Source organism: Arthrobacter sp. B2I5, from assembly GCF_030816735.1.
GTDB lineage: Bacteria > Actinomycetota > Actinomycetes > Actinomycetales > Micrococcaceae > Arthrobacter.
In genome coordinates this window covers 632,571-650,449 of record NZ_JAUSYF010000001.1, presented here as the reverse complement: position 1 = coordinate 650,449, position 17,879 = coordinate 632,571, and the positions used below count along the sequence as shown (strand labels likewise).

14 protein-coding genes and 1 pseudogene are annotated in these 17,879 nt (G+C 67.1%); 7 read left to right on the top strand and 8 right to left on the bottom strand.

The window, feature by feature from the left end:
• The first annotated feature begins 25 nt into the window (after positions 1–25).
• The 3 genes from QFZ60_RS03040 (at position 26) to QFZ60_RS03030 (ending at position 3,811) form a co-directional block, all read left to right on the top strand.
• A complete protein-coding gene (locus tag QFZ60_RS03040; protein ID WP_307088015.1) occupies positions 26–2,257 on the top strand; it encodes a S9 family peptidase in 2,232 nt (743 codons plus the stop codon).
• A gap of 146 nt (positions 2,258–2,403) precedes the next feature.
• Complete coding sequence (locus tag QFZ60_RS03035; RefSeq protein ID WP_056328894.1) at positions 2,404–2,610, top strand: DUF2945 domain-containing protein; 207 nt, start codon at positions 2,404–2,406, stop codon at positions 2,608–2,610.
• Between the two features lie 4 nt (positions 2,611–2,614).
• Positions 2,615–3,811 carry an NAD(P)/FAD-dependent oxidoreductase gene (locus tag QFZ60_RS03030; RefSeq protein WP_307088014.1) on the top strand — a complete coding sequence of 399 codons (1,197 nt, stop codon included), beginning with the start codon at positions 2,615–2,617 and terminating at the stop codon, positions 3,809–3,811.
• A gap of 2 nt (positions 3,812–3,813) precedes the next feature.
• Here the strand turns inward: QFZ60_RS03030 and QFZ60_RS03025 are convergent, their stop codons facing one another.
• Both QFZ60_RS03025 and QFZ60_RS03020 read right to left on the bottom strand, forming a co-directional pair.
• Positions 3,814–4,374, bottom strand: a complete 561-nt coding sequence (locus tag QFZ60_RS03025) for a GNAT family N-acetyltransferase (protein ID WP_307088012.1) — start codon at positions 4,372–4,374, stop codon at positions 3,814–3,816.
• A 67-nt stretch (positions 4,375–4,441) separates the two neighbouring features.
• On the bottom strand, positions 4,442–5,608 hold the full coding sequence (locus QFZ60_RS03020) for an acetate kinase (RefSeq protein WP_307088010.1): 1,167 nt from the start codon (positions 5,606–5,608) through the stop codon (positions 4,442–4,444).
• 138 nt (positions 5,609–5,746) lie between these two features.
• Between QFZ60_RS03020 and QFZ60_RS03015 the strand changes: the two genes are divergently transcribed.
• A complete protein-coding gene (locus tag QFZ60_RS03015; RefSeq protein WP_307088008.1) occupies positions 5,747–6,037 on the top strand; it encodes a hypothetical protein in 291 nt (96 codons plus the stop codon).
• A gap of 70 nt (positions 6,038–6,107) precedes the next feature.
• Here the strand turns inward: QFZ60_RS03015 and QFZ60_RS03010 are convergent.
• The 4 genes and pseudogenes from QFZ60_RS03010 to QFZ60_RS02995 form a co-directional block, all read right to left on the bottom strand.
• Positions 6,108–7,299, bottom strand: a pseudogene (locus tag QFZ60_RS03010) (fumarylacetoacetate hydrolase family protein).
• Positions 7,300–7,304: 5 nt separating this feature from the next.
• On the bottom strand, positions 7,305–8,834 hold the full coding sequence (locus QFZ60_RS03005) for an aldehyde dehydrogenase (NADP(+)) (RefSeq protein WP_307088006.1): 1,530 nt from the start codon (positions 8,832–8,834) through the stop codon (positions 7,305–7,307).
• Positions 8,831–10,180: an L-fuconate dehydratase gene (locus QFZ60_RS03000; protein ID WP_307088004.1), complete on the bottom strand. Its 1,350-nt coding sequence runs from the start codon at positions 10,178–10,180 to the stop codon at positions 8,831–8,833. The genes QFZ60_RS03005 and QFZ60_RS03000 overlap by 4 nt, the downstream gene beginning before the upstream one ends.
• Positions 10,181–10,353: 173 nt before the next feature.
• Positions 10,354–11,079 (bottom strand): GntR family transcriptional regulator, encoded by a 726-nt coding sequence (locus tag QFZ60_RS02995; RefSeq protein ID WP_307088002.1) that lies wholly within the window; start codon positions 11,077–11,079, stop codon positions 10,354–10,356.
• A 289-nt stretch (positions 11,080–11,368) separates the two neighbouring features.
• Here QFZ60_RS02995 and QFZ60_RS02990 point away from each other — a divergent pair, with 289 nt between their 5' ends.
• The gene (locus QFZ60_RS02990; protein WP_307087999.1) at positions 11,369–12,700 is read left to right on the top strand and encodes an MFS transporter; all 1,332 of its coding nucleotides are present in this window, start codon (positions 11,369–11,371) and stop codon (positions 12,698–12,700) included.
• A gap of 75 nt (positions 12,701–12,775) precedes the next feature.
• Here the strand turns inward: QFZ60_RS02990 and pta are convergent, their stop codons facing one another.
• Positions 12,776–14,911 (bottom strand): phosphate acetyltransferase, encoded by a 2,136-nt coding sequence (pta, locus tag QFZ60_RS02985; RefSeq protein ID WP_307087997.1) that lies wholly within the window; start codon positions 14,909–14,911, stop codon positions 12,776–12,778.
• A 196-nt stretch (positions 14,912–15,107) separates the two neighbouring features.
• On the opposite strand from pta, the gene QFZ60_RS02980 reads away from it, so the two are divergent.
• Both QFZ60_RS02980 and paaK read left to right on the top strand, forming a co-directional pair.
• Complete coding sequence (locus QFZ60_RS02980; protein ID WP_056328864.1) at positions 15,108–15,578, top strand: hotdog fold thioesterase; 471 nt, start codon at positions 15,108–15,110, stop codon at positions 15,576–15,578.
• A 7-nt stretch (positions 15,579–15,585) separates the two neighbouring features.
• Positions 15,586–16,935 carry a phenylacetate--CoA ligase PaaK gene (gene paaK / locus QFZ60_RS02975; RefSeq protein WP_307087996.1) on the top strand — a complete coding sequence of 450 codons (1,350 nt, stop codon included), beginning with the start codon at positions 15,586–15,588 and terminating at the stop codon, positions 16,933–16,935.
• Between the two features lie 60 nt (positions 16,936–16,995).
• Here paaK and QFZ60_RS02970 read toward each other — a convergent pair whose 3' ends face one another.
• A complete protein-coding gene (locus QFZ60_RS02970) occupies positions 16,996–17,745 on the bottom strand; it encodes a hypothetical protein (RefSeq protein ID WP_307087995.1) in 750 nt (249 codons plus the stop codon).
• Positions 17,746–17,879: the final 134 nt, after the last annotated feature.

Sequence of the window (17,879 nt, the reverse complement as noted above, 5' to 3'; positions counted from 1 at the left end):
CCGGGGTGGTCTATATATTGAATCCATGACCTCCACCTCCCTGCAGGATTCCACCGGCACCGCTATCCCGGCGCCCCCGGTTGCCAAGAAGATCCCCACCGAGCGCACCCATCACGGGGAGACTTTCGTGGACAACTACGAGTGGCTGCGGGACAAGGAGTCGGCCGAGGTCGTGGGGCACCTTCAGGCCGAAAACGCGTACCAGGAAGCCGTTACCGCGCACCAGGAGCCGCTCCGCGAGGCCATCTTCCAGGAGATCAAGGGCCGCACCCAGGAAACCGACCTTTCCGTTCCGCACCGCAAGGACGGCTGGTGGTACTTCAGCCGGTCCGCGGAGGGCAAGGAGTACGGCATCCACTGCCGGGTCAGGGTGCAGGACACCGGGGATCCCGTGGCCGACTGGACCCCGCCGGCCGTGGAAGCCGGGGTGGGGATCCGCGGTGAGGAAATCCTGCTGGACGGCAACGTGGAAGCCGAAGGCAAACCGTTCTTCTCCGTGGGCGGCACAGCCGTCACGGTTGACGGCACCCTCTACGCCTACGCCGTGGACAACTCCGGCGATGAACGCTTCACGCTTCGGATCAAGGACCTCCGCACCGGCGAACTCCTGCCTGACGTCATCGAGAACATCTTCTACGGCGTGGCGTTCTCCCCGGACGGCACGCGCCTCTTCTACACGGTGGTGGACGAGGCCTGGCGCCCGTACCAGGTGAAGGCGCACGTCCTGGGCACTCCCGTGGCCGACGACGTGGTGGTGTACCAGGAGGACGACGCCGCCATGTGGCTGGGCTTCGAGCTCTCCGCGGACCGGCGCTACCTGGTGCTGGGCATCGGGTGCTCGGAATACAGCGAAACCAGGCTGCTGCGCTTCGACGACCCCGAACAGGGCGTCACCACCGTGATTTCCCGCAACGAGCGCGTCCTATATGAGGCCGAGCCTTTCCTCCTGGAGGGCCCCAACGGCGAAAAGGCCGAGAAGATCCTGCTCACGCACAACCACGGCGCCATCAACTCCATGGTCTCGCTGGCAGACCCGGCCGAGCTGGGCAAGCCGCTGGCGGAACAGGCCTGGCAGACCGTCGTCGAACATTCCGCCGATGTCCGCGTCAACGGCGCCGGCGTCACCGCCACGCACCTCATCGTCTCCATCCGCAAGGACACCATCGAGCGCGTCCAGGTGATGGGGCTGGCCGGGCTGGGCACGCCCGCACAGCAGGCGCCCGTTGAGCCGGCGTTCGACGAGGAGCTCTACACCGCGGGGGTGGGCGGCTCGGATTATGAGGCGCCCGTGATCCGCCTGGGCTACACCTCATACTTCACGCCGTCGCGCATCTACGACTTCGTCCTCCCCACCCCGGAGCAGCCGGCCGGAGAATTGCTGCTCCGCAAGGAAAGCCCTGTGCTGGGCGGGTATGACGGCAGCGACTACGTGGCCACGCGGGAATGGGCCACGGCCGGTGACGGCACGCGCATCCCGCTGTCGGTCCTGCGGCATAAGACCGTGAAACAGGATTCGACGGCGGCCGGCCTGGTCTACGGATACGGCTCCTACGAGATGAGCATGGACCCCGGCTTTGGCATCGCACGCCTGTCCCTGCTGGACCGCGGCGTGGTGTTCGTGATCGCCCACATCCGCGGCGGCGGCGAGCTGGGCCGGCACTGGTATGAGGACGGCAAGAAGCTCACCAAGAAAAACACGTTCACCGACTTCGTGGACGCCACTGACTGGCTGGCCAGCTCGGGATGGGTGGATCCCTCCCGGATCGCTGCGCTGGGCGGTTCGGCGGGCGGGCTCCTGATGGGCGCCGTGGCGAACATGGCACCGGAAAAGTACACGGCCATCGTGGCGCAGGTGCCGTTCGTGGACCCGCTCACCAGCATTCTGGACCCGGATCTGCCGTTGTCCGCCCTGGAGTGGGAGGAGTGGGGCAACCCCATCACGGACCCCCAGGCCTACGCCTACATGAAGTCCTACTCCCCCTACGAGAACGTGCGCGAGGTGGCCTACCCCAAGATTGCTGCCGTGACGTCCTTCAACGACACCCGCGTCCTTTATGTGGAGCCGGCCAAGTGGGTGCAGGAACTGCGGAACAAGACCACCGGCACCGAGCCCATCGTCATGAAGATCGAGATGGACGGCGGCCACGGGGGCGCGTCCGGCCGGTACGTGCAGTGGCGGGAACGGGCCTGGGACTACGCGTTCATCGCCGATGCCCTGGGCGCCACCGAACTGCTGCCGGGCGCCGGCCTGAAGTAAACCCATCGATTGCTCCGTAACTGTCGTTCTCGGCCCGCCAAACGGCAGGTACGGAGCAATGGATCGGCGAACCGCGTACCCCAAAAAAGCTAACCATGCTTACTATTGTGGGGCACTTGTTTTCCGCAGGGACCAGAGGAGCGGGCATGTCATTGAGCAAGGGAACGCACGTGGAGTGGAACACTTCGCAGGGCAAGACCCACGGCCGGATCGTGGAAAAGAAGACCAGCGACTTCGACCTCGACGGCAATACGCACCGCGCCTCTGAGGATGAGCCGCAGTACGTGGTGGAATCGGAGAAGACCGGCGCCCGTGCGGCCCACAAGGCATCCGCGCTGACTGAGAAGAAGTAGCGCCGTGCCTGTCCAGCATGAGGTGGTCATCATCGGCGGCGGCAATGCCGGCATTTCGCTGGCCGCCAGGTTGCAGCGCTATGGCGTCAAGGACGTGGCCGTGATCGAACCACGGGACCACCACCTCTACCAGCCACTGTTTTCGCACATCGCAGGCGGCCGGGCCCAGGCCAAGGAAGCCGTCCGGCCCCAGCAATCGGTTGTCCCCCAGGGCGTCGCCTGGATCCGGGACGCGGCGGCGGGCGTGGACGCCGATGCCAACACGGTCGCCTTGGAGTCCGGGGCCTCGGTGGCTTACGGCCAGCTGGTGGTGTGCCCCGGGCTGCAGTATGACTGGGACGCGGTGCCGGGCCTGGCCGAGGCCGTCCACTCGCCCCATGGAGCCTCCCACTATGAGTTCGATCTTGCCCCCAAGGCCTGGACGCTGCTCAGCGGAATGACCTCCGGCACCGCGGTTTTCACGATGCCCGCCGGACCCATCAAGTGCGGCGGCGCGGCCCAGAAACCCATGTACCTTGCCTGCGACTACTGGCGTGAACAAGGGGTCCTGGACAAGATCCGGGTGGTGATGGTGCAGCCCTACCCCACGGTGTTCGGGGTTCCGGAAGTGGACCGTGAGCTGGATCGGAAGATCGCCGAGTACGGGATCGAGCTGCGGACCAACAGCGAACTGGTGTCGGTGAGCGCAGCCGGCCGCAGGGCAACCATCCGGGACAACGCCGCGAATACCACGGAGGACCTAGAATACGACGTCCTCAATGCCGTCCCGCCGCAGTCGGCCCCGGACTGGCTCAAGGCCACGGACCTGCCGGCCGGCGGCGACGCGGGCGGGTTCGTGGAGGTGGACCGGCAGACGCTCCGGCACCTCCGGTACCCCAATGTGTGGTCCCTGGGCGACGCCGCGGGCACCACCAACTCCAAGTCCGGCGGGGCGCTGCGCAAGCAGACCAAGGTGGTGGCCAAGAACCTGGTGGCAGCCCGGAAAGGCAAAGCGCTGCCGGCGAAGTACAACGGTTACTCGGTGTGCCCGTTCACGGTGTCAAGGGACACCGTGGTTTTCGCCGAATTCGACGACCGGTACCGTCCCATGCCCACCATTCCCCGGGTTCCCACCTGGAATGAAAGCAAACTGTCATGGCTCGTGGACCGGGACCTGTTTCCGAAGATCTACTGGAACCTGATCCTCAAGGGCCGGGCGTAAAACTATCGGGCGGAACTGGTCCGCCACTCATCGGCGAGGATGGCGTAGGTGAGCTCGGTGGCCCACTGTCCTTTGTAGTGCCACTTGTCGATGTGCCGCGCCTCCAGCCGCATGCCCAGCCGGACGCACAGTGACGCCGACGCCACGTTGAGCTCGTCCAGCCGGGCTTCAATCCGGTGCATGCCCAGCTCCTTGAAACCCAGGTTGAGGACGGCCCCCGCGGCCTCAGTGCCGTAGCCCTTGCCGCGGGCTCCAGGCGCCAGGGTCCACCCCACTTCGCCCTGCCCACGCCCGGGCAGCCATTTGAGCACCACTTCACCCTGCAACCCGGGCTCATCCGCCGCCTCGATGGCAAGGGCTACCCAGTCGCCTTCCTTTTCGAAGACAAAGTTGGCGTACCGGCCCACCCGTTCCATCGACTGCGTGTAGCTTTTGGCCGGGCCCGGCAGGAACCGGGCGGTCTCCGGCAACGAGTGGTAGGCGTGGAACGCGTCCAGGTCACCGCCGTCAAACCGGCGAAGGACCAGCCGTTCGGTGCGGATCGGCAGGCTGATGTGCGGCATGGACCGAGGCTAACCCATGGTTCATCGGTTGCTCCAAAAACGTCGTTTTGGGCGCCCATAAGGACCGCTACGGAGCAGTCGATGATCCGACGACGGCGGCAGTCGCCTCTGCGATGGCACGTTCCTCATCGGTGGGCACCACCAGGACGGGAATGGCGGAGGACGGCGTGGATATGACGCGAGGCTCCTTTGACCGCTCGGCGTTCAGGCCGGCGTCGAGCTCGATGCCCAGGGCGCCCAGCCGCTCCGCCACCTGTGCCCGGAACTGGTGAGAGTTCTCGCCGATGCCGGCCGTGAACACCAGCGCCTTGGCCCCGCCGACAGCCACGTGGTAGCCGCCGATGTATTTGGCCAGCCGGTACGACGCCACCGCCAGGGCCGTGGCGGCCTTCCCGTCACCTGACTCGGAGGCTTCCACCACCGAGCGCATGTCATTGTTGCCGGCCAGGCCCTTCAGCCCCGATTCCCGGTTGAGCATGGTGTCGATGTCCTCGGGTGTCCAGCCGGCGCGGCCCAGGAACACCAGGATGGAGGGGTCCAGATCGCCGGAGCGCGTGCCCATGACCAGCCCCTCGAGGGGCGTGAAGCCCATGGAAGTGTCCACTGACCGCCCGCCGCGGATGGCGGTGACGGATGCCCCGTTACCCAGGTGGGCGATGACGCCGTCGAACTCCTCGACGGGGAGGTCCAGCAGGGCGGCCGACCGGCGTGCCACGTACTCGTGCGAGGTCCCGTGGAAGCCGTAGCGGCGGATGCCGTGGTTGGTGTACAGCTCGTCCGGGACGGCGTAGCGCCAGGCGTGCTCCGGCAGCGTCCGGTGGAATGCGGTGTCGAAAACGGCCACCTGCGGCATTGTGGGCCACTTCTTGGTGATGGCCCGGATGCCCAGGACGTTGGCGGGGTTGTGCAGCGGCGCCAGCGGGTTGAGGCGTTCGATGGCCCGGGTGATTTCGTTGTCCACCAGCACGGGTTCGGCGAACCGCTCGCCGCCGTGGACCACCCGGTGCCCCACCGCGGCCAGCTCGAGGTCGCCCAGCTCCTGGTGGATGGCCGCGTCCACCTGCTCCAGCGCCTCCGCGTGGTCCCGCGGGCCCTCGATCTCGCCGTCTCCGCCGCCGCCGTTGCCCATGCCGATCTTCTCGATCAGCCCCTCGGTGAGGACCGTTCCGGCGGCCACGTCACGGACCTGGTACTTCAGGGACGACGAACCGGAGTTGATGACGAGCACGAGCATGCGGGGCCTCCTCAGCCTGGCGTCTGCAGTTCAACCCCCACTATATGTGCCGCGCCGCGCGGCTGATTCCTTGCGGATCGGGCGCGGCTGTGCCTATGGTCGGCGGACAAGGCTGGACCACGCCGAGAGGACAATTCCATGACGAACGAGCCCAATTCGATCGACGAGAACGACCCCACCAACACGGGATCCAGCAGCACCGCCCCGCTCAACGCCCAGCCGGACTCCGGCAGCAAGAATGATCCCACGGGCGTGGAGGGCGCCAACCCGGCCCTGGACGACACCGGCCACGTCAAGGCCTCGGAGACCGGGGAAGCCCCGGAGGCACCGGAGAACCGGGAGGACCTGGACCTCACGCCGCAGGGCCTCTCGGACGAAGCTGCCAAGCAGGAAGACCCGGAGAGCCTGGCCAAGCCGGACAACAGCTAAGAACACCAGCGAAAAAAGTACGACGCCGGCACTTACCAAAGTGCCGGCGTCGTACTTCGCTGCGTGGCAACTACGCCCGGGCCCCCTGCCGCTGCGCAGCCAGGTAAGCGAAAAGCCGGCGGAGACCGAACGACCATTCCGGAAGCTCCTCGCACGGGCCCACCCGGTTCACCAGGGCACCGAGGTGCCGGCTGCGGATGGTCACCAGGTCGCCGTGTTTGTGCGTGAAACCCTCCCCCGGCACGTCACGGTCCTGCGTTGGGGCGAACAGCGTCCCCGTGAAGAGCGCAAACCCGTCCGGATACTGGTGGTGCTTTCCGTAGGTTGCGGCCACAAGCTCCTCGAAGGGCCTGCTGATCCGGGCAACGCTGTTCCGGCCCTCCAGCAGGTAGCCGTCCCGGCCCTCAACGCGCAGCAGGATTTCCTCATCGCGCAGCGTTTCGAGGGTGAAAGTGCCGTCGAAGAGCCGGATCAACGGGCCCAGCGCGCTGGAGGCGTTGTTGTCCTTGGCCTTGCCCAGCAGCAGCGCACTCCTGCCTTCCACATCGCGCAGGTTCACGTCGTTGCCCAGCGTCGCGCCCACCACCTTGCCGGCTGAGGTGGCGATCAGGACCAGCTCCGGCTCGGGGTTGTTCCAGGACGAAAAGGCGGGAATCCCGATGCCCGCGCCCAGGCCCACCGAAGACAGGACGGGGGCTTTGGTGAAAACCTCCGGGTCCGGGCCGATCCCCACCTCCAGGTACTGCGACCACAGGCCTTCGGAGATCAGGACGCGTTTGGCCTCGGCGGCTTCCGGCGATCCCGGCCGCAGGGCAGAAATGCTTCCGCCCAGGGCTCGGCCCACCAGTTCCCGGACCTCGGCTGCACGTCCAGCGTCACCGGCACAGCGCTCCTCGATGACCCGCTCGATCATGCTGTCTCACGAACGTGACGCCGCAGGCCTTGATGACCTGGAGGTCCACGGGCGCCAGCAGCCTGGTCCGGGTGCTGTCACCGGCCAGGGAAGCGTTGACGACGGCGGCCGTCTCCCACCGCGCTTCCGCCAGGCTGGGATCCGCAAGGGCGGAGCGGACGGCAGCTGCCGGGTCCGGCAGCTCCAGGAGCTCCGCGACCGTTCCGGCCATCCGGTGCAGGTCATAGATGCTGCCCCCGCTGACGGCAACGACGCGCGGGCCGCCGCTCTCCACATCCCAGACCCGCCCGATCAGCAGGGCCTGGTCCGCGTCCTCGGGCAGGACTGTCTGGACTTCTTCAGTGGTTATGGCGTTCACTGCTTGTCCTCCTGGGTTGCCACGGACCCGGCGGCGGGGCCGGACGGGCGCTGCCAGACGCCGTCGACCCTTTGCGGAACCTGCCAGGGATTGTTGTCCCGCAGCGGTTCGGGCAGCCGCTGCGCCGGGAATGACTGGTACGCCACGGGCCGCAGGAAGCGGCGGATCGCCGCCGTCCCCACCGAGGTGGTGTTTGAGGTGGTGGCCGGGTAGGGCCCGCCGTGGTGCTGGGCATAGCTGACGGTGACGCCGGTGGGCCAGCCGTTCCACAGGACCCTGCCGCTGATGTCCGCCAAGCGGGCTGCGAGCGCGTCCACGTCGTCGTCAGCTTCAGCCTGCAGCGTGGTGGTCAGCTGCCCTTCCAGCAGCCCTGCCAGGTCCGGCAATTCGGATTCGTCACCGTATTCAACCACCAGGCTGGCCGGGCCGAACATCTCCTGGCGGAGCAGCTCCGGGTTCTTCCGGACGTCCGTTGCCGTGGTGAGCAGGACCGTGGGGGCCGGTTCCTCGGCAAAGTTGCCTTCCACCAGGACGTCCACGCCGCCGCTGTCCCGGAGCCGGGTGACGGCATCGGCGTAGCCGTCGTGCAGGCGGGGGCTGAGCAGCCGGGCGGGCGTGAAACCTGCCAGGGCCTGCTCCAGCTCGCGGCGGATGCCGTCAGCCTGCCCAGCGGGGACGAACAGGAGTCCGGGCTTGGTGCAGAACTGGCCCATTCCCAGGGTGAAGGAGGCAGCGTAGCCGGCAAGGATTTCCGCCCGCCGCGTTGCCCAGGCCCCGCCCGTGACGAAGACCGCGTTGATGCCGCCCAGCTCACCGAAGAACGGGATGGGTTCCGGGCGGGCAGCGATGCGGTTGAGCAGGGCCCGGCCGCCGGCGGTGGAGCCGGTGAAGCCGATGGCCTTGACCAGGGGGTGGTCAACGAGTGCCTCGCCAGCTTGCCGTCCGGTCACCATGGTGAACAGGCCCGACGGCGCCCCCGCACCTTCCAGCGCGTCGATCACCGTGCGGGCGGTCCGGGCAGCAAGCCGTGCGTGCGCGTCGTGCGCCTTGTGGACCACGGCGCAGCCCGAGGCCAGGGCCGACGCGCTGTCCCCGCCCATCACACTGAACGCAAAGGGGAAGTTGGAGGCGCCGAAAACGCCAACGACGCCGAGTGGAACGTTGCAGCGCCGAAGGTCAGGGCGCGCGCCCATGGGCCAGGCGGGGTCGCCGTGGTCGATGGTGGCGTCGAAGTGCTCACCCTGGCGGATTTCCGCTGCGAAGAGCCGCAGCTGGAACACGGTGCGCTTCAGTTCCCCTTCCAGACGAGGAGCCCCGAGGTGCGTTTCCGCTACGGCGGTCTCCACCAGCGCCGCAGCATCCTGCTCCAGGCCGGCGGCAATGGCCTCAAGCCACCCCGCGCGCCGGTCCGGATCCGCCAGGCGGGCCTGCTCGAAGGCACGGTGGGCGGCCACCACCGCGGTGTCCAGCTGCCCCACGGTGGTGGGTGCCGCGAGGACGGCCGTTGCCTCCGGGGCCGTGTTCATCGGCCGGCTCCTGCTGCCGCGGCAACGGAGCCGCCGGTGACGGCGGCCCGGTTGCCTACCTCCTGCCACCCTGCGCCGTTGGGGAATTCCCAGCGGGAACGGGAGGCGGCAAACATCTCGGCGCCGGTGCCGGGCAGTGCCGGGGCGGCATAGCGGCCGTCGATGATCCGGACGGGTTCGGCGAAGTGCTCGTGCAGGTGGTCCACGAATTCGATCATGCGGCTTTCCTGGCTGCGGGCCACCACGGCGTAGTCGAAGAAGGAGAAGTGCTGGACCAGTTCGCACAGGCCCACTCCCCCGGCGTGCGGGCAGACGGGAACGCCGAATTTGGCCGCCAGCAGCAGGATGGCGATGTTCTCGTTGACGCCGGCCACGCGGGTGGAGTCAAGCTGGAGGACGTCGATGGCGCCGGCCTGGAGGAGCTGCTTGAAGACGATGCGGCTTGCCACGGCCTCTCCGGTGGCGACCCGAACCGGGCTGACACCCCTGCGGATCTCGGCGTGGCCCAGGATGTCGTCCGTGCTGGTGGGCTCTTCAATCCAGTAGGGGTTGAATTCGGCCAGCTGGTTGACCCACTCAATGGCCTCGGACACTTCCCAGCGCTGGTTGGCGTCGATCGCGATGGGCAGGGCGCCCACGGCCTCACGGGCCAGGGCCATGCGCCGGCGGTCATCGTTGATGTCACCGCCCACTTTGAGCTTGATCATGGAAAAGCCCTCTGCCGCCGCTTCCTTGCTCAGCCGGACCAGCTTCTCGTCGCTGTAGCCGAGCCAGCCCGGGGAGGTGGTGTAGGCAGGGAAGCCGTCGGCCTTGAGGGCGGCGATCCGTTCGGTCTTGCCTTCCTGGCCGGCGCGGAGGATCTCCAGTGCTTCCTCGGGGCTGAGGGCGTCCCGGATGTGGGTGAAGTCCACCACGCTCACCAGTTCCTCGGGCGTCATCTCAGCAAGGAGGAGCCAGAGCGGCTTGTTTTCGCGGCGGGCGCGGATGTCCCACAGGGCGCTAACCAGGGCGCCGCACGCCATCTGGGTGACGCCCTTTTCGGGACCCAGCCAACGGAGCTGGGAGTCGTGGACCAGGAGCCTTGAGGCGGCGCCCAGGTCAGAGATCAGCTCGTCGATGTCGCGGCCCACCAGGAGTCGTGCGTAGGCGTCAATGGCGGACGTCAGGATCTCGTTGCCGCGGCCGCAGCTGAAGACGAAGCCATGGCCCTCGTCGCCCGCATCAGTGCGGATGACAACGTACGCGGCGGAGTAATCGGGGTCGACGTTGACCGCATCGGAACCGTCAAGTTCAAGGGATGTGGGAAAACGGACGTCCTGGGTCTTGATGGACGTAATGGAAGGCATGGATCTCAACTTTCGGATGGCAGCTGTGAGGGAAGGGAAAGATTCGATTCCTATACGAATTTCTAAAATCATATAGGACATGTGATCCAGGTCAAGCCCTTCCCGTCACTTACCTTCACCGCGAAGCGCAAAAAGCCCCGGCCTTCTACAGGCCGGGGCTGCGCCGTCGTGTGCTAGCCGGTGACAATCCGCCGCCGCGGCGGGCCGCTGTCCTCCAGCGGAGCAAGTTCACCCTCGAACGCCTGGGCAAACCTGTCGAAGGAGTTGCGGATGTGGGTGGTCATGGCCGCCTCGGCCCGCTCGGGATCGCAGGCCTCGATCGCCTCGCGCACGGCGGTGTGCTCAGCGACGGTGATGGCGCCGTCCACGTCCGCAGGGTAGAGCCTGAAGGTGTGCAGGTGGCAGTGCGTCTGGGCAAAGGCGTGCCGGACCACCGGGTTTCCGGAGGCCGCGAGGATGGTGTCGTGGAAGCGGGTGTCGTGGGCCACCAGATCCTGCCGCAGGTCCTTGCTGCGCTTCATGGCATCCCGGAAGCCCGCCAGCTCCCTTTCCAGCGTCCCTGCCGGATTGGCCAGACGGTCCACCGCCGCCGCACGCGCTGCCCAGGGTTCCACCAGGAGCCTGAACTCGAACAGCGAGCGCAGTTCCGGCAGGTCCAGGAGCGGGGTGGTGCTGTAGCCCCGGCCGGGGTTGTAGACCACCAGGTTGTCGCCCTCGAGCCGCTGGAGGACTTCACGGACGGGAGTCTGCGAGACTCCGAGGCTCCGGGCCACGGCATCAATGTTGATGCGGGTACCCGGAGCGATCCCGCCATCCAGGATGGAGGCGCGCATGGCCGTGTATACGTCGGGAACGGCCGCCTTGCCGCGCGGAACTTCGGATGGTTGACGTGGGGGCACGCTGTTACCTCTTGCACTGGGTTGGTTTTGTACTGGCTTGGACGGGCCCCGGCTGACCTTACGCCGGGTTTGGACTGCCAGTGATCGTTGGTGAGCTGCTGGGGGAATCATAAGCCACACACCGCGGCGGCTCCGATAAGGGGCTTTTCAAAGCAACACTTGATCTGGATCACAATCTCTATATGATTAACCAGATTCCTATATGATTTTGGCGCTGACATCTTCCGCGTCTCCCCCTCCCGCCCGTGCGCACCGCACCCGAAGCCATGTATATGTCGAAGGAGACCGCATGACTACGCTCGGAAGTAAGACATCCATAGCCAACCAGGCCCGGCAGCCCCGCATCATGACCCGCAAACGCTGGGTCATCATCTGGCTCGCCTTCATAGGCCTCAGCATCAACTACCTGGACCGTTCCAGCCTCAGCGTTGCCCTGCCGTTCATGGGCAAGGATTTTGAACTCACGGCCACCCAGCAGGGGCTGATCTTTGCAGCCTTCTTCTGGGCCTACGACTTCTTCCAGCTCGCCGCCGGCTGGTACGTGGACAAGGTGGGCCCCCGCCGCTCGTTCTCGCTGGCCGCCGTGTGGTGGTCCGTCTTCACCATGGTCACTGCCGCGGCCTCCAGCTTCTGGTCCCTTTTCGCGGCCCGTTTCCTCCTGGGTGTCGGCGAGAGCCCGGCGCCCAGCACGGCGGCCAAGGTGGTGGCCACCTGGTTCCCGGTCCGCGAACGCGCCTTTGCCACCAGCATCTGGGACTCCGGCTCGCGCGTCGGGGCGGTCATTGCCCTGCCGATCGTCACCCTGATCGTCGCCTTCACCTCCTGGCATGCGGTGTTCATCATCATCGGCGTCCTGGGCATTATCTGGGCCGCCGTCTGGTGGAAGTACTACCGCAGCCCGGAGGAGCACACCGGCGCCAATGCCGCCGAAGTCAGCTACATCCAGGAGGGTGGCGCCCGCGGCGTGGCCAGCGATGACGAGGGCGCGGCCAAACTCCCCTGGCGTTCGCTCTTCAAGTACCGCACCATCCTGAGCATGATGTTCGGCTTCTTCTGCCTGAACAGCGCCATCTACTTCTTCATCACGTTCTTCCCCAGCTACCTGGTCAAGGAACGCGGCTTCGACCTGCTCAAGCTGGGCTTCTTCGGCGCCATCCCCGGCATCTGCGCCGTCCTGTTCGGCTGGCTGGGCGGCTACCTTGCCGACCGTGCCGTCCGCGCCGGCTCTCCGGTCAGCAAGGTCCGTAAAACCGCCATCGCCGGTGGCCTGGCGGGCGGTTCCGTGATCATGTTTGCCGCACTGGTTCCGGAAGCCTGGATGGCGCTGGCGCTGCTGTCCGTCGCCTACTCCAGCCTCACCGTGGCGGCAACCGGCATCTGGTCACTGCCGGCGGACGTGGCCCCCAGCTCCCGCCACGTCGGCTCCATCGGCGGCCTGCAGAACTTCGCATCCAACCTGGCCGGCATCTTCACGCCCATCCTGATCGGCGTGCTGGTTGACCAGACCGGCTCCTTCGTGGCGCCGCTGGCCGTCATCGGCGCAATCTCCCTGATCGGCGCGGCCAACTACCTGTTCGTCATCGGCAAGATCGAGCCGCTGAAGGTCCCGGCAGCCGCCTAAGTATTCCCAGCCCTAAGCAAAGGGACGACGCCGGCACTCGCCAAAGTGCCGGCGTCGACCTTTGTGCGTGGTGTCCTAGGAGGCCGGCTGCGCCTGGGCCGAAACTTCGGCCTGAACGGACCCCTCGGCCGGCCCTTGGGTCTGGGCCTGCGCCTGGATGGCCGTGATGGCCACCGTGTTCACGATGTCCTCCACGGTGCAGCCGCGGGAGAGGTCGTTGACCGGCTTCCGCAGCCCCTGCAGGACGGGCCCCACGGCCACGGCCCCCGAGCTCTGCTGCACCGCCTTGTAGGTGTTGTTGCCCGTGTTCAGGTCCGGGAAAATGAATACCGTTGCCTGCCCGGCCACCGAGGAGCCCGGCATCTTGGATGCGGCGATCGAGGCGTCCACGGCGGCGTCGTACTGGATGGGGCCCTCAACCGCGAGGTCCGGGCGGCGCGTGCGCACCAGCTCGGTGGCCTGCCGCACCTCGTCCACGGCCTCCCCGGAGCCCGAGCCGCCGGTGGAATAGGAGAGCATGGCAACCCGCGGCTCCACGCCGAACTGGGCGGCGGTCTCGGCCGAGGCCAGGGCAATGTCCGCCAGCTGCTCCACATTGGGATCCGGGTTCACTGCGCAGTCGCCGTAGACCAGCACCCGGTCCGGCATGAGCATCAGGAACACCGAGGACACGATCTTTACGCCCTCGCGGGTCTTCACGAACTCCAGGGCCGGCCGGATGGTGTGTGCGGTGGTGTGGGCCGCGCCGGAGACCATGCCGTCCACCACGCCCAGCTGGACCATCATGGTGCCGAAGTAGCTCACGTCCTGCATGATTTCCAGGGCCTTGGGCAGGTCCACGCCCTTGTGCGCCCGCAGTTCGGCGTACTTTTCGGCGAATTCCAGGCGCAGCTCGGAGGTGGCCGGGTCGATGACGTTGATGCCGGACAAATCGATGCCGTTGGCGGCAGCCAGTTCCCGGATGTCGGATTCGGGGCCCAGCAGCGTCAGGTCGCAGACATCCCGGCGGTGCAGGATTTCGGCAGCACGCAGGATCCGGACGTCGGTTCCCTCCGGCAGGACCACGTGGCGGCGCTGCGCCCGGGCACGCTCGATGAGGTCGTGCAGGAACCGCAGCGGGGTCATCCGCTCTGCCCGCGGCAGGTGCAGGCGCTCCACCAGCTCGGTTTCATCAACACGGCGGGACCAGAGCCCCAGGGCGGAGGCCACCTTGCGCCGGTGGCCGGACCAGATCTCGCTGCGGACCTCGGAGACCCGGCGGGCAGTCTGGTAGGTGTCATCTTCCGTGGCGAACACCGGGAAGGGCGCCTGTGCCAGGAGCGGGTAGATGTTCGCGTCCGGGGCCAGGCCGCCGGTAAGGATGAGCGCCGAGGCCACCGGGAACTCAGGCGAGAAGGAGGATGCCAGGCAGGCCACCATCACGTCCGCCCGGTCCCCCGGCACAATCACCAGGGCGCCTTCATCGAGCACATTCAGGAAGTTGCCCACGTTCATGGCGGCCACCTTGATGTCCCTGACGTCGCGTTCCATGTCCGGAGTTCCCGCGATCTGCCGCACGCCCAGCGCCAGGGCCACCTCGCCGGTGGTGGGCCGGGCGATCTCCTCCAGTTCCGGCAGGATGTAAACAGGCCGGCCGGAGGCACCCGGCTTCAGGGCGGCCGCAATGGCGTCCAGGTCATCGGCGTCCGCCCGGTTGACCATGATGGCCAGCAGCGCGCATTTTTCGGCGGCAAGTTCCTTCCGCGCAACCTCGACGGCGGCCGCGGTCTCGGGAACGGTCCGCCCCTTGGCGCCCACCACGGCCACCACGGGTGTGGCGAGGTTGTTGGCAAGCCGGGCGTTGAGGTCGAATTCGACGGCGGAATCCTGGCCCACCAGGTCGGTGCCTTCGACGATCACCACGTCGCAGTGGCGGGCGATGTCCGCAAAGATCTCCACGCACCTGGCGTCGATCTCCGCCCGGTTTCCCTCCGCGAGCAGCGTGCGGACCTCGTCGTACGTCAGGCCGCCGCGGCACCGGTCATCCTCCAGGGCGAACCGGGACTTCATCAGCGCCACCATGGGGTCGTTCGCTGCCGAGGGCCCGTGGACCACCGGTTTAAAGAAGCCGATCCTGTCCGCGTGCCGGTGCAGCGTATCGGCCAGGCCCAGGGCTATCAGGGACTTGCCCGATCCCGGGGTGGTTGCGCTGACGTAGATGCCTTTTGCCATGGTCCGCCCTTTGCTGTGCTGGTGCCGGTCCTCCCATCCTTGCACTACCACTCCGCGAGATGGCACTTCACGGCAATGTTCGCGCCTGGGACTGCCGCCAAGTGCCATCTCGCGGGAGGGACCAGCCCTTGACACCGGACCCCCTCATGGGATTACCTAATGAACATTCGGTAAATAAAGCTGGAGGCAATGACGCATGGCTGAAGCAACACTTTCCGGGGCCACCCACCCCATCCTGGAAAACGACTACGCCTCCGAATGGATGGGAATCGAGGTCCTCGCCCTCAGCGACGGCCACGCCACCATCCGGATGACCCTCCGGCAGGAAATGCTCAACGGATTCGGCATGGCCCACGGCGGAATGATCTTCGCGTTCGGGGACACCGCCTTCGCCCTCGCGTGCAACCCCATCCACCCCGCACCCGGCGAGGAAGGCACCATCACCGTGGCCTCCGGCGTCGACATCAACTTCCTTAAGCCCGCCTTCCGCGGCCAGGTGTTGACCGCCGTCGCCGACCGCCGCTCCAGCGCCGGGCGCAGCGGCCTGTACGACATCCAGATCTTCGCCGCCGACGCCGCCGCGCCGGCCGCCGAGACCCAACCCAGTTCCCCGGGCGAGCTCATCGCCGAGTTCCGCGGACGCAGCCGCACCATCCCCAAGAAGTAGGAAAACCATGACCCTGCATGCCCCCGAAACCGCACCCGCCGGCACCGACGCCGTCCTGGACCGCGAGGAAGCCATCTCCCGGGATGAGCTCGAAGCCCTCCAGCTCAGCCGCCTGCAGCACACCGTGGCCTATGCGTATGACCGCGTGCCGCTGTACAAGCGCAAGTTCGACGACGCCGGGATCCACCCCAACGACCTGCGCGAACTCAGCGACCTGGGCAACTTCCCCTTCACCACCAAGGATGACCTGCGCGAGGAATACCCGTTCGGCATGTTCGCCGTGCCGCAGCACGAAGTAGCCCGCGTCCACGCCAGCTCGGGCACCACGGGCCGGCCCACCGTCGTCGGCTACACCAAGCAGGACCTGGCCGACTGGGCCAAGCTGGTGGCCCGCAGCTTCCGCGCTTCCGGCATCCGTCCCGGCATGAAGGTCCACAACGCCTACGGCTACGGCCTGTTCACTGGGGGCCTGGGCGCCCATGCCGGAGCCGAGGCCCTGGGCTGCACCGTCATCCCCATCTCCGGCGGCCAGACCGAGCGCCAGATCCAGCTGATCCAGGACTTCAAGCCGGACGCCATCCTGGCCACCCCCACGTACCTGCTGACCATCGCCGACGCCATGGCCCACATGGGGATCGACCCCGCCTCCACCTCCCTGAAGTATGCCGTCCTGGGCGCCGAACCATGGACCGAGGAGATGCGGCACGAGCTCGAAGTCACCATGAACATCAAGGCGTGCGACATCTACGGCCTCTCCGAAGTGATGGGCCCGGGCGTCGCCGGCGAAGCGGTGGAGACCCAGGACGGCAGCCACATCTGGGAGGACCACTTCCGCCCCGAAATTATTGACGCCTTCAACCCGGTGGTGGGCAAGGAAAACGTCCTGCGGGACGGCGAGCATGGCGAACTCGTGTTCACGTCGCTCACCAAGGAAGCCCTCCCCATCATCCGTTACCGCACCAAGGACCTCACCCGCCTGCTGCCCGGCACGGCCCGCCCCGCGCACCGGCGGATGGGACGCATCACCGGCCGCAGCGACGACATGATCATCCTGCGCGGCGTGAACGTGTTTCCGTCCCAGATCGAGGAAATCGCGCTGCGGATCCCCGAGCTCAGCCCGCACTTCCAGCTCGAACTGACCCGCCCGGAGGGCCAGCGGATGGACCAGATGACGGTCAAGATCGAGCGCCGGGACGCGGTGAGCGTTGAGCAGGGCACGACGGCGGCACGCACCTTAAAGGAGCAGATCAAGATCCACGTGGGTTCTTCCTGCACCGTGAACGTGGTGGAGCCGGGCTCGCTCGAGCGGTCCAACGGCAAGCTGCGCCGGATTTACGACCTGCGCCCGAAGGGGTAGGAGTCACTTCTCCGCGGTCGGCGGGGCGGCATCAGCGTTCGGCGCTGCCCCGCCATTCGTTTACTGCCGCTCCGGGCCGCCCGGCTCCCGTTCACTGCGCGACCTCCGGCTGGCCGCCACGGGGGCGGAACTGCGGAGCAGCAGCGCCGCTGCCAGCACGAACCAGACCGCCGGGGGCAGATTGGCGATGATCACCGGACCCCAGCCGGCCGCATTGTAGAACCCTGACGGGTCCAGGGGTCCGCCGTACATGGAGGGGACCGCGGCGGCGCACAGCAGGACCCCGGCGTAGGCGACCCACCGGGTCCAGCTTGGCAGGACTCCCGTGGCCGCGGCGGCCCATCCGGCCGCGCCCAAAAAGAGCCCGGTGATGGCAAAGGCAATGGAGCTGTTGTAGATCAGCATGTATCCCATGGTCAGCGCCCGGTTCACGGACGGATCGGGGTCCGGCGCCATGGCATCCAGTGCCAGCCCGCCCTCCAATCCATTGGCCACGAGGGTCACACCCACCCAGACGGCCATGGCAGCGACCACCAGGGACCCTGCCCAGCCATAACCGAGATCCGCCCGGCGGATGAGGTGGCCCAGCCCGGCAGCGAAGACCATCGCAGCCACGTAAAGGCACAAGTCGATCAGGACCCGGGTGAAGATAATAGTCCGGATTCGGTATGCCTCCGCCGCACCCCCGGCGCCGTCATAGATCCCCACGGCAGGGTCCTGGGCTAGATACAGTGGGAACTGGGCGGCCCAGAACACCACCATCCCGACGGCGGCCCACCCGGTGATCCGGCGAACGGCTTTGTCATCCACGGCTGGCATCCTTCCGGTCTTCGGGCGGGTGGCAGGGCTCCTGCTGCCGGCGGCTTTCCCATCAGAGTGGCCCCTGGCCAGCAGCATCAAAAGGGCCGAAGGTCCCCGCGGCGACCGGGCTGCGGCGCATTACC